This window comes from Solibacillus sp. (assembly GCF_040273735.1).
In the GTDB taxonomy this organism is placed as follows: Bacteria; Bacillota; Bacilli; order Bacillales_A; family Planococcaceae; genus Solibacillus.
The window spans coordinates 201,543-214,028 of sequence record NZ_JBELZM010000004.1; the positions used below are offsets into that span (position 1 = coordinate 201,543).

General features: G+C 40.5%; 9 protein-coding genes. 3 read left to right on the forward strand and 6 right to left on the reverse strand.

Going from position 1 to position 12,486, the window contains the following annotated elements; translation table 11 throughout:
* Positions 1–20 precede the first annotated feature (20 nt).
* From ABS917_RS06550 to ABS917_RS06570, 5 genes are all read right to left on the reverse strand, one after another.
* Positions 21–878 (reverse strand): alpha/beta fold hydrolase, encoded by an 858-nt coding sequence (locus ABS917_RS06550; protein WP_350478249.1) that lies wholly within the window; start codon positions 876–878, stop codon positions 21–23.
* A gap of 13 nt (positions 879–891) precedes the next feature.
* Positions 892–2,376, reverse strand: coding sequence for an FAD-dependent tricarballylate dehydrogenase TcuA (gene tcuA, locus ABS917_RS06555; protein WP_350478275.1), 1,485 nt, complete (start codon positions 2,374–2,376; stop codon positions 892–894).
* A gap of 68 nt (positions 2,377–2,444) precedes the next feature.
* Positions 2,445–3,299, reverse strand: coding sequence for an alpha/beta fold hydrolase (locus tag ABS917_RS06560; RefSeq protein WP_350478250.1), 855 nt, complete (start codon positions 3,297–3,299; stop codon positions 2,445–2,447).
* Positions 3,300–3,310: 11 nt separating this feature from the next.
* Positions 3,311–4,303, reverse strand: a complete 993-nt coding sequence (locus ABS917_RS06565) for a VOC family protein (protein WP_350478251.1) — start codon at positions 4,301–4,303, stop codon at positions 3,311–3,313.
* A 100-nt stretch (positions 4,304–4,403) separates the two neighbouring features.
* Positions 4,404–5,603: an acyl-CoA dehydrogenase family protein gene (locus ABS917_RS06570; protein ID WP_350478252.1), complete on the reverse strand. Its 1,200-nt coding sequence runs from the start codon at positions 5,601–5,603 to the stop codon at positions 4,404–4,406.
* A gap of 451 nt (positions 5,604–6,054) precedes the next feature.
* On the opposite strand from ABS917_RS06570, the gene ABS917_RS06575 reads away from it, so the two are divergent.
* The 3 genes from ABS917_RS06575 to ABS917_RS06585 all read left to right on the forward strand — a co-directional run bounded on the left by ABS917_RS06575 (position 6,055) and on the right by ABS917_RS06585 (position 10,499).
* Positions 6,055–7,881 (forward strand): V4R domain-containing protein, encoded by a 1,827-nt coding sequence (locus ABS917_RS06575; RefSeq protein WP_350478253.1) that lies wholly within the window; start codon positions 6,055–6,057, stop codon positions 7,879–7,881.
* A 274-nt stretch (positions 7,882–8,155) separates the two neighbouring features.
* Positions 8,156–9,364, forward strand: a complete 1,209-nt coding sequence (locus ABS917_RS06580; RefSeq protein ID WP_350478254.1) for an MFS transporter — start codon at positions 8,156–8,158, stop codon at positions 9,362–9,364.
* A 172-nt stretch (positions 9,365–9,536) separates the two neighbouring features.
* Complete coding sequence (locus tag ABS917_RS06585; RefSeq protein WP_350478255.1) at positions 9,537–10,499, forward strand: fumarylacetoacetate hydrolase family protein; 963 nt, start codon at positions 9,537–9,539, stop codon at positions 10,497–10,499.
* A gap of 63 nt (positions 10,500–10,562) precedes the next feature.
* Here the strand turns inward: ABS917_RS06585 and ABS917_RS06590 are convergent, their stop codons facing one another.
* Positions 10,563–12,410, reverse strand: coding sequence for an SLC13 family permease (locus ABS917_RS06590; protein WP_350478256.1), 1,848 nt, complete (start codon positions 12,408–12,410; stop codon positions 10,563–10,565).
* Positions 12,411–12,486 lie beyond the last annotated feature (76 nt).

Genomic DNA, 12,486 nt, shown 5'->3' on the forward strand with positions numbered 1-12,486 from the left:
GATATAGCCCCCTATTATGATTAAGAATGTACTTCTTTTTTATCCTTTGTGAAAAAGTGCTTTGTCGCGTGTAGAAATTCTTCACGCTGTTCGATCATTGCCCAGTGACCGCATCTTTTTAAGATGTGCAGCTCTGCATTTGGTAAATGTTCCAGCGCATAAAGGCTGCTTTGTACTGGTACGAAACGGTCGTGGTAGCCATGGATTAATAAAAATTCATTTTGCATACGCTCCAGTGCCGTTTGCGGAATTTGGAATTCTATCATTGTTGAACGTGTAAAGTTTTCACGGTAAGAACGCTGAATTTCCGGGCGTTGGAATGCCTCCCAACGTGCCTCTACCACTTGATCCACAAAGTCCTGCATACGATCCAAGTCATAGACGAACCAGCTCAGTAAGTTGCTCAAGTTTTCTTTTGTCGGGTCTAAATGGAAGTTTGCCAGTTTTGACAGCTCCGGAGTTGGCTGTGACAATGAAACACCTGCACCCATTAGCACAATTTTATTGAAGCGCTCTGGGGCAGCCATGTTCAAATATGTTGCTACAACGCCGCCTAATGAGTTTCCGATCAGATTTGCTTTATCAATGTTCAGTGCATCCATTAAGTCGAGTACCTGCTTCACGCGTACCGACATCCATTGCACACCGTTTTCCGGATATTCCTCCGGGTGGTCCGTGTTGCCGAAACCGAATAGATCAAGGGCGACTACATGGAAATCTTCCGCATAATCATCGATGACAAGTTGCCAGTTCGCTTTACCATTTGCTCCAGGGCCAGATCCGTGGATTAAAATAACCGCATCTTTATTTCCGATACCGCCCTCTATAATAAATGTTTCGTAATCCCCTGTTTTTACTCTGCGCTCTATAATTGTCATATAACTTCCTCCCTTAAATCGTAATTTTTCTTCGGCTATATTTTGCGGCCTGTTCACCTGCAATGCGGCCAAATACCGCGCCGGAAGTTAACCCCGCACCACCCGGATAATTGTCGTAGTACAAACCACCGACAATTTCACCCGCTGCATACAAACCATCTATTGTTGTGGAATCATTATGAATGACTTCCGCTTTTTTCGAGATTTTCAAACCGCCGTACGTAAATGTGATACCGCACCCGATTGCATACGCTTCAAACGGACCTTCTTCAATCTGGTTTGCCCAATTGGACTTCTGTACGTTCAAACCAATTGTTGCTTTGCCGTCCAATATATTCGGGTTGAATACCGCATCACGGTTGATCGCTGCATTAAAGGAATGAACTTCCTGCAGGAAAAGATCTTTATTGATGCCGTCCATCTTTTCAGCTAATTGCTCCAGCGTAGGCGCGGACACTTTCGATACGTGTCGTCCTTCGTATTCTTCTCGCAGGAAAGGTTTTGTTTTTGCATCGAAAATTTGCCATGCACACTGCCCTGGCTGCTTTAATATTTCACGTCCAAGCTTGGCGTACGTATAATTCCGGAAATCGGAGCCTTCATCTATAAAGCGTTTGCCTTCATTATTGACAAGGATGCCGAACGGGTAGCTTAATTTCTGGAAGCCTTCCTTATAGTCCGGCAAATAACGGTCGCCTCCAACCGCGTGTGCACCGGACCAGTTTCCTGTTGTGCGGGCCCCGAGCTGCATTGCCATTCGTAAGCCGTCTCCCACGTTATATTTACAACCGCGCGTATGAACCGTATCCCAACCAGGTCCTAAATACTTCGTACGCATTTCCACATTCGCATGGAAACCGCCGCTTGCCAGCACGACTGCCTGACAGTCAATTTGGCGTTCTTCACCGGCGTGGCGGACGATAATCCCTTTTACTTTGCGCTGCTCCGTTACGAGATCAACAGCCGCCGTATTGTAATGAATTGTAATGCCTAGACGATTGGCTTCATTATGTAACGCATCAACTAAGCCTTTTCCGCCGCCGACTGCTTCGATGACCATGTTGCCCCAAAATTTGAATTTTCCGTCTATTTTATATGCCTGACGACCATAGATTGGGATGAATTTAATATTGTGATCGAGTAACCATTGCATCGTTTCAAAGCTCTTGTCGGTCATGACCGATGTTAAATCGTAATCTGTACGAAAGTTTGACATCGTACATACGTCATCAAAAAACTGTTCGCTTGGATAGCTGCCGAAATCCGTCATCGCATATTCCTCACCTGTCATATCCGGCAGCAATTGCCGGACCTCTTCACCATCTTTAAAAGCAAAGCGAATTGATCCGTGCGTATATGTTGTATTGCCACCCTTTTCTTCTTCGGAGGAAACTTCCAGTACCGTTACTTTCGCGCCATGTTCTGCTGCCGAAATGGCCGCGCATAACGCGGCATTTCCGGCACCTACTACGACGATATCTGCTTGTTCATTTAACATTTTCAAATCACTTCCACTTCATTTTGTAAGCGCTTGATTATCATTCAGCGGAAAACACTCAGAAGAGCTTAAATTTTACGGTTAAAGAATTGTTGAATTAAATAATTGAACGATTCCTTTTTCTCGATCTGTGTCCAGTGACCGCATTGAGGGAATACATGCAATTGGGCATTCGGAATATGTTCTGCTAAATAGTAGCTTGATTCGATTGAGCATACTTTATCGCTTTGACCATGGATTAGCAAAATCTCATGGTTGATGCGGTTCAATGCTACGACCGGAATCGGTACAGCTGCCGTTGAAAAAATCAAGTTATTTGAGCGCTTCACTTCTTCACGCATTGCATTGGCATAACGCGCATCTGTTAAACCGTCAATAACCGGCTGCATCGCATCTTTGTCGTAAACGAACCAACCCATAATTTGTTGTAAACGTTTTTTAGAAGGATTGTCATAAAATGATTTTGCGCGAGCCAACTCTAAGCTTAACTTTGTATTAGGTGTACCGCCCGGACCCATTAATACAACACGGTCAAAGCGTTCCGGATATTCAAGCAGCGATTCCAGCGCAATGGAACAGCCTAAAGAGTTCCCTACTACATGTGCTTTTTCGATTTCATAGTAATCTAGTAGCTCAATTAATTGCTCAACCCAGCAATCCATCCATAATTGACGGTTTTTTAGCGGTTCATCCGGATGATCACTATCCGCAAAGCCGTATAAGTCAGGTGCTAAACAGTGAAAATCATTTCCACAGTCATTTAATGCATAACTCCAGTTGGCGATTGATGTTACACCAGGACCTGAACCGTGTAAAAATAGAATCGTTTCATTTGTCTTTGAACCTGCCTCATGGACAAACGATGTATATTTACCTGTTTTCACGTGACCTGATTTAATTGTCACTTCATTTGCTACTGTCATTTTCCATCCTCCTATACTTCTAATGCTGGAACAGCTTTCTTTTCTTTAATACCTGTTGCATCAATTGTCGGCACGATAAGCGGATTGCCTGTAATGCTGTCCCCCCAGTATGTGTTTCCAAATGCACGTTCTTCGGGACGCCATACAACTGTTTCCCAGTCCGGCTCGAAAATTAAATAACCGCCTGTAAACAGCTCCACTCTGCAACCGCTTCCAGGATCGATTACATATAAGTAAATTGCCTGAGAAATACTATGTTTTCCAGGTCCAATAATTTGCAGCCCATGCTCCTTGCAAATATCCGCAGCACGTAGTAAATCGCCTGAGTTATCTTGCCAGTAAGAAATGTGATGGAATCGCGCTGTTGTTTCAAGCTTTTCATGAGATACTAAAGCCACATCATGTACTAATGGTGTTACACTCATCCAGCCGGCTAAAATATCCCCTTCTTCTGTTTCAACGCACTCATTGATCCGGAAACCAAGTTCTTCCGTGAAGAATTTATAAGTGACACTTGAATCCGCATCCGTATGAATATTAACGTGGTCAAGACGGCGAGGAGAGGCGCCTTTGTTGTATGATTTATACGTTTGGTTTTTCAGGACAGAGCGACGGCTTTCTTCCACAACCGGTTTTTCAATATCATAATAAAGCTCTAATCGATGTCCCGATGGTGCCGTAAAACGGATTGCTTCACCGATTCCCGGAGTTGTCCAAGCGGCGATATGCTCAATTTCATAACCTTTGCCGCCTAATTGATCCGCAAACAAAGCCACATCTTCTTTGCGCTTTGTACGGAAAGCGATATGGGTTACCCGACCTGCTTCACCCGGCGCAATGGACAGTGTATGGTGTTGGAAGTCTCCCCACGCCCGTAAATAATACGTATCTCCAATCTGTTCTGTTAGCTCAAGGCCGATAACATCCTGGAAAAAATGCAATGATGCTTCCACATTCGAAGACTGTAACGCGACATACCCTAATTTTGCTATTGCTTGTTTCATTCACTTAGCCCCCTTACTTAAAAGTAACTGTACTTTAATTCACAACGATCAACTACAAGAAAACTTTTTAGTTTTTTCTAAAAATTCCGTAAATATTTACTTAATAACGAATTTGATTTGGCTGTAAACCCGCTAATTGTCTGCCATAGTTTTCTCTTGTAATAACCGGAGACAATGAACGGTGGGAGTTTAATGTTAAGAAATCACGAAGGAGACGCTGCATCGGACTCGCATCGTAGACAAAGCCGGATCCGCTCGCTCTTAAAATTGCTTGGACCGCTTCATTCAGCATTTCATTTGCGTAGCCAATATCCGCCAAAGCTTTCAGACGTAAATCTTTTGGCATAATCTCACCTTTTGCTGCCCACTCATCAATAGACTTTGCTAAATTCATAAAGTAAAGTTCAGCAGTTTCTACTTTTAACTCAGCTGTTGCTAATAACTGATGTGTGCTCGCCGCATCTTTGATCATTTTCACACCCATATGCTGGGCAGTACGGTACGGTAATGATTGTTTAAAATTATCAAGCATCTCTTTCACAACACCTAAACCCGGTAAGCCCAAAGATAAAATTAAACATGGGAACAGTGCAGAGTTATATAACGGAATATCTCGTAAATGCGGTGACTGGAAATCTCCGTCCAAAATTTTTACAAATGATGTAACTCGGTGTTCCGGTACGAAAACATTTTTCATTTTCACCGCATTACTGCCCGTTCCTCGAAGACCTAACGTATGCCAGTCATCTTCAATTTCCAGCACATCAAACGGTACTGTCATTAACAGCTGCTCTAAAATGTTATCGTTCTCATCTTTTGTATACATCCCAAAGTAACCCCAAGTCGCATGCAGTGAACCAGAGCAGAACATCCAATGACCTTCCTCAACAAGGTAACCGCCTTCTACTTTCCGTACAGTACAAGATCTTGGTTCATATACACCCGCAAATAATACATCCTCGGGGTTGTCAGAGAAAATTTCCAAGTGGGCCTTTTCACTGAATGATTCCGCCACCATAATATCGCGAATCGCACAAAGAGAAGCAATCCATCCAGTTGAGGCACATGCTTTCGATAGTTCAATAATGACCTGGCTGTAAGTTTCGACATTTGCCTGCAAACCGCCGTATCGTTCCGGACGTAAAATATACATTAAGCCAGAATCTTTCAATTCCTGCATTGTCGCTTCTGGTATTCTTCTAATCTCCTCTGTTTCTTTTACACGTTTACGAACATTCGCTGCAATCTCCTGCATTTTATTCATTACTTCAATTTGTCTTTCTGTAAGCGCTGTCGTCATCATTTCAACTCCTTATATTTGTTAAATTCAATATTACGGTTTTAAATTTCGAATAATATGGTGAATATCTGTGGAATTTACAATCAAATATAAGTAAAAATTAACGAATCTTGATCAGACAGCAAACGTCCAATCGTATAAAAATACGGTTTGTATAGATTGTTCTAGACCTTTGTGTTTCATCTTTACGGAAGTCAATTTTCAGATTAAATTAAATGCGTTTTCTATGTAAAGCAGCTTTCTGGATAATAATTTTTATAAGGTATATTAGAAAAATTAGTAGTAACTGACCTCGAATTAAAGTTTCTCTAAAAAAATAATAACAAGTTGAAAATAGTAATTTTCTTACTAATATTTAACAAAATTTAAAAATTTTCTTCTCATTTCGATGTAAAGTGTGGTATGTTTCATTTTAAAATAGTTAATATTCCGAATATTCAGGAGGTTGAAAATGGCTGGCTCATCTTATGTAGATAAAGCGTTGTACACTACTACTAATACATTTGGAATTTTAAGGAAGGAATTAATTGAAAGCTTAGGCCTTGAATACGCGAAATTTTTCTTACAGCGTTACGGTTGGAATATCGGTATTACTCACGCCAAAGAAGTCGATTATTTACCACTTACACTAACGGAAAAACTAAACAGTGCTGTTGGATATCACCTTGCTTCTGGACAAATTACCGATCTCCTTTCTGAAAGAGTTTTACAGTTACACCCTGATGATACGGTGAAGTATATGTACGCTAAAGGAATTTGGGTTAATTCTTATGAAGTTGAGGAACATTTGAAACATTTCGGACAAAGCGATTCCTGTATTTGTCATACACTGGCCGGTTATTCAAGCGGGTTTACCTCTTATTTGACGAAAAAAGAAGTATATATTGTAGAAATGACCTGTCGTGCCAAAGGAGACGAGCATTGTGCATTTGAAATGCGCATGCTGGAGCATTGGGACCCTGAAACTCAATCTGACTTAAAGAAAATTAGTCAGACTCGTATGATTGATGACTTGAACAAAACATATATGGAGCTTTTCGAGGAGAAGAAACATACAGAAAAAGTATCGACTTTCCATAACAACTTAACATTGGGTATTTCACAAGGAATGCATATCGACCAGATTTTGGAGACAATTTACAATACGTTGAACATACCAGCTATCGTACAGGATTTAAGCTTTAATACACACCACTCGATCGGGATAACACAGGAGCAGCTGAATTTTATTAAAGACGACTTTATTCAGCAAATGCCCCAAACGAAATCCGGAAAAATTTTAATCCAGCCAATCGACCCTATGCAGCCAAGTCAGGTGGATTGTCCGAATCATACCCGGTTAATTAGTCCGATTATTGTGCAGAAGCAGATTATCGGTTATATATCCTTCATATATTTTTCGAAAGATACGAATTTTAAAGAAGAAATGCATTATTTACAACGTTCGGCCGTTTCCATCTCCCTTTGTTATTTAAATGAAAAATCGAGTCTGGAAGCGACTGAAAATATTAAAGCTTACTTTTTTGAACAGTTACTGCAGCAGCAGTATACTTCAAAGAAAAGTATGATCAGCCGCAGTTACCTCCTACAAATTGATTTAAACGAAGATTTTTATATCGGAAGTCTTGGCATTACCAAAAAAGGCATACCCGTTCATGAAGCATCCAATATTTCTAAAATTATTCAGTCAGTCATCGTCTATTTGGAAATGCATCAAACATCGATTTTCATTACAGAGTTCCAGGATGAAATTGTATTTCTGTTCCCTAAAAAGGATGATACCGATGATATTTTCCAGAATATATTGAAGCATTTACAACGTAAATTCAGAAATTATGATTTCCGTATTGGACTAAGCCGTGTCATTAACGATATTGAGGACATTGTGGAAGCACATCGGCAGGCAATTTCTTCATTAAATATTAATAAGCGGGATACAATCGTATATTTCGAGAATACAAATATACTTGGTTCGTTAATTAATCATCAAAACAGCGATATTATTGTGAAATTGGCCCTCCGTGAGCTGGAACCTATCTTGTCATTAAAACCAAATAAAAGAGACGAATTTTTGAAGACTTTATATACATTTTTAAATCATAACGGGAACCTTAATCTGACAATGGTTGACTTGAATTTATCGATGAGCGGACTAGTTTACCGGATTCAAAAAATTGAAGAACTGCTCGATCGGAACCTGCGCAGCTCTAAAAACCTTTTTGAATTAATCCTTTTAATCGAATCTTTAATAGTTTTAGGTGAAATTGAAATAGAATAACCGAATTTCGAGTACAGAACAGCGGAAATTCCGTAGTTTTGTACTTTTTTTATTTGTTGTTACATTCGACTATTTAAAACGTATTCAGCCAGAGCATTTCGTGACGATATTTAACAATTTTTGTTTAATTAAAAAATACTTTTCCGTAAATTATTATCGTTACTGTGAAAGGGCTTACATGTTAATATCTGAATATTCAATCGATTGAGGGGGTATTTTGCACAACATGCCGAGTCTTTAAGGTTCAAACAAAATAAAAATTAGGGGGTATTTAATGTTTCCAACATCCAAAAGAGGTTTTTTAAAGTTTTTAATTGTCCTGATCGCTTTCCAAGACGTAGCTGCTGGTGTAGCTGGATCGATTATGGCAGACCTTATTGTAGCCTTCCCGGAGTTTAGCCCTACTACTGTAATGTTAATTGCGACAATGCCAGGTTTGCTTCAAATTTTCCCTTCCCTTTTCTATGGTAAGCTAGCAAATAAATTTTCAAAACGTGCATTATTGATGACCGGTTTAATTTTATTCTTAATCGGCGGTATCATGCCATTCTTTTTAAGCAATCTATTCGCAATTATTGTTTTCCGTGGTATTTTAGGCCTTGGTGTTGGTATTACTTTACCTTTATCCATTGATATTATTACTGGTTTCTTTGATGGCCGTGAACGTGATTTCCTAATCGGATTCGGTACATCGACAATCGCATGTGTTGGGGCAATCTTCTTCCAAGTAGTCGGCGGTATGCTGGCAGACGCTTACGGTTGGAACTATGGATTCCTAGTGTACTTATTCCCTATTTGGATTTTAGCTATTACGTTCCTGTTCTTACCTGAGCCGAAAAAACAAGAGGTACCCAATGCTTCCATTAAAGATGTGCTTTTTAAAGCACCAAAAACAGTATACGGCTTTACAATTGGGCAAATTATTTTCTCTGCCTTCATTTATGGCTATGTAACAAATATCTCAATCATTATTCAGTCTGAAGGTTTAGGAAATGCTACGGAAGCCGGTCTGGCGATTTCCCTCTTTACAACAGGTACACTAATAACAGGCTTCATCTTCGGTAAACTGCGTTCGATGATGCCAAACCTGATCGTACCACTAGGTGTACTTTTAACAGCTACCGGTATTTTATGGTGTTCTGCAGTAGGCAGCTTAACGATGATTTTTGTAGCAAGTGTACTCGGCGGCATGGGTTTGGGAATCGTACTTCCTGGCGTATTAGCACGAGTATCCGAGCTAGCAAACTTGGCAAAAGGGATTTCCTATGTCGGAATCGCAGCTGCTGGTCAAGGCTTGGGCGGTATTGTAAGCCCTTATATGTTTGCCACTCTTCTAGGTGCTTTTGGCTTAGAAGGCGGACGTTCAACTTTACTAATATCTTCTATTGGTTTGTTTGTTTTAGCAATTGTTTGGGCGGTTATTACAACAAGAAAATCGCCACTATCCATTAATGATAGTGAAGGTCAGACAGAGGTGGCTTAACCTATTAAATGACTGTTCGCTATGGATTTCTCCATAGTTGAACAGTCTCTTTTTTTATTATTCATTAATTTTTACTGATTTCTTCTTTATAAATCCATTAATTAACAACTAACTATTTTTTACTCTTTTCATCTAAAATTACGTTAGCTTTACTATTTTAGGAGGGGTTGTAATGGGAATTAAATTAGTACGTTTTCAGAAAGATGATTTGGTTCAATGGGGTGTGTTAGAAGATGAACTATACGTTATCAACGGTTCTTACCGATCATTACGGGATATTTTAACGACGGGTATGGAGGATATTGTTACTGCAAAACAAACAGGTCATATTGTGACTCAATCTGACATTACCATTCTTTCGCCTGTAACAGATGATGCAAACATTTACTGCCAAGGTACTAACTACAGCGCACACCGTGTTGAAGCCGGCTTTTCACAGCAAAAGCCGCCCTATAATCTACTATTTACTAAGGCATCAAGTACTTTAACTTCTGCAACAGCAAATATCGTATGCCCTGCACATGTTCGACTACTCGACTATGAAATTGAACTAGGCATTATTATGAAGCAGGACGTAACAGAAGCGGTTGAAGTGACGGAGCATAATTTGAAAGATTATATAGCAGGATTGGTTATTACGAATGACGTTTCGGCACGGGATGTACAAATCGTTGAACAGCAATGGTTTAAAGGAAAAAGCTATCGCGGCTTCTGCCCTACTGGACCGTATATTTACTTATTGGAAGACGGCGAAATTGATTATTTGGAAAAATTGGAGCTTCATTTAACCGTAAATGGAGAGATACGTCAACAGGTGAAAACAGATCAGCTCTTATTTAAACCGACTGAAACTTTAACTGAAATGTCGAGCATTTTTGATTTGAATACCGGTGACCTTATTTTGACAGGTACTCCTGCTGGTGTAGGTCTACGTCTGAATGCGGACATTTTAGGCATTATTTACGATAACTCCATCTCATATGAAGCAAAAGTGGATGCATTCTACAATTCACAAAAAGATCACGGATATTTACAGCCTGGTGATGTGATGCGCCTGGAAATTAAGAGTGAAGATGGTGTTATTGATTTAGGTGTACAGGAAAATAAAATTGTACAGACTGTTGCCGTAAAATAAAGGAGTATTTGAATGCCTTGCCCATTCAAATACCCCTTATAAAAATTCAGCATTCTGTACCGACTAAAACGGAAACAGCAACGGTACCGCTATCATCATAATGATAAACATGATGACCTGTAACGGAACACCGACTTTGACGAAATCCATAAATTTATAACCGCCAGCTGTTAGTACAAGGGAATTCGTCGGAGATGCAATCGGTGTTGCAAACGCCATACTCGCAGCAGTTGCTACCCCAATCATAAAGGTATACGGGTTCGCATCCATAGCAAGTGCTGCAGTGATGGCAATGGGCGAAAATAGTACCGCTGTTGCCGTATTACTAACAAATTGCCCGAAAACAACTGTCAGTAAATAAATCCCCATTAATACGCCAAATGGACCGAAATCACCGAGCACACTGATAATGCCTTCTGCCAGAATCGTCATTCCTCCTGTTTTTTCAAGCGCTGTCGCCATCGGAAGCATTGCCGCTACGAGCACGATACTTTCGAAGTTCATTTTACTGTATGCATCATCCATATTGCGCAGACAGCCTGTAATAATCATAAGAACGGCCCCGATTAATACAGCAATGACGGCATCAAATACTTCAAACACCATAAGCCCGATCATCAGCAGCATGATAATACCTGCAATCGGTGCCTTTCCGTTTGCGGCAATTGCTCCTGCTAACTCACGCGGCTGCCCCACTACGACAACATCTTGCGTTTCTCGGGACAGCATTTCGATTTCATCCCATGTTCCCTGCACTAAAATCGCATCACCGAAACGCAGCTTTTGATCGGCCATGTTTTTTAATAGGTAATCACCTTTACGGTTGATCCCCAAAATATTCAAATTGTATTTTTCACGGAACCCAATTTTACTGACCGTCTCCTTAATAAGACGTGATTGCGGTGTTAATAACACTTCCGCCACACCAATTTTTTTCGTTACGAGCTCTTTTGCATGATCTTCAAACGGCTGAACAGTTAATGCAAAATCATGAGCAAACCTTGCAACATCATCTGCCAGACCTTGAACATACAGCTCATCGCCGACATGAATAACACTTGTCGGGCCCGCCAGTTCCTGGTACGTCATCGGGCGTAAATTAAGCCCTTCCTGCACAGCACCGCGTTTAATTTTCATAATGTAAATATAATAGGTTGCCGGGAGCTTCAAATCGGCGAGCTTTTGTTCCGAAATTGTCGAATGCTCGCTAACGACAACCCGGAACAGCTTATCCTGCAAATCATATTCCTTGGCAATTTTCTTTGGAGAAAGCTTATACCCCGCACTTGACTGCGAACGGTTTTCCTCATTCGGCAGCAGCACATTACGTACTAATACTAAATATACAATGACGGTAATCGTCGCGATAATTCCGATTGGAGTTATTGTGAAAAACCCCAGTTTTTCGAAGCCATGATCAACGAGTGTTTGTGAAGCGATCAAGTTTGTCGGCGATGCAATTAACGTCATCAGCCCCGACATGCTCGCAATGTAGGATAGCGGCATCAAAAACTTGGACGGGCTTACTTTAATGCTGATTGCTATCGAAACAACAATCGGCAGCATTAACGCGACCGTACCTGTATTGCTCATAAACGCCCCGACAACTGCGACGATGACAAGCAGCAAAATAAAGAGACGGAGCTCATTATCCCCCGACCATTTCAATAGAAGGTTTCCTGCCATACCAGCAAGTCCCGTTCTTAAAATACCTGCCCCGACAACAAATAGCCCTGCTATCATAATGACTACAGAATTCGAAAACCCTGCCAGCGCTTCAGCAGGCGTTAAAATATTTAATATAACAAATGATAATAATGCCATTACTGCGACAAGATCTGCCCGCAATCGATTTGTAGTAAATAAAATAATCGTAACTGCCAAAATGATAAAAGTTAATGTAAGTTGCATAACCATGTCCTTTCGTATGGTAGTCGCCTCTATTATATAAGAATTAATATAAGAACTCTCCACATTTAACGATTCA

Coding starts and splice junctions, on each gene's coding strand:
- tcuA (WP_350478275.1), bottom strand. CDS start 2,376: ATGTTAAATGAACAAGCAGATATCGTCGTAGTAGGTGCCGGAAATGCC.
- ABS917_RS06580 (WP_350478254.1), top strand. CDS start 8,156: ATGTTTCCAACATCCAAAAGAGGTTTTTTAAAGTTTTTAATTGTCCTG.
- ABS917_RS06570 (WP_350478252.1), bottom strand. CDS start 5,603: ATGACGACAGCGCTTACAGAAAGACAAATTGAAGTAATGAATAAAATG.
- ABS917_RS06585 (WP_350478255.1), top strand. CDS start 9,537: ATGGGAATTAAATTAGTACGTTTTCAGAAAGATGATTTGGTTCAATGG.
- ABS917_RS06590 (WP_350478256.1), bottom strand. CDS start 12,410: ATGCAACTTACATTAACTTTTATCATTTTGGCAGTTACGATTATTTTA.
- ABS917_RS06560 (WP_350478250.1), bottom strand. CDS start 3,299: ATGACAGTAGCAAATGAAGTGACAATTAAATCAGGTCACGTGAAAACA.
- ABS917_RS06575 (WP_350478253.1), top strand. CDS start 6,055: ATGGCTGGCTCATCTTATGTAGATAAAGCGTTGTACACTACTACTAAT.
- ABS917_RS06550 (WP_350478249.1), bottom strand. CDS start 878: ATGACAATTATAGAGCGCAGAGTAAAAACAGGGGATTACGAAACATTT.
- ABS917_RS06565 (WP_350478251.1), bottom strand. CDS start 4,303: ATGAAACAAGCAATAGCAAAATTAGGGTATGTCGCGTTACAGTCTTCG.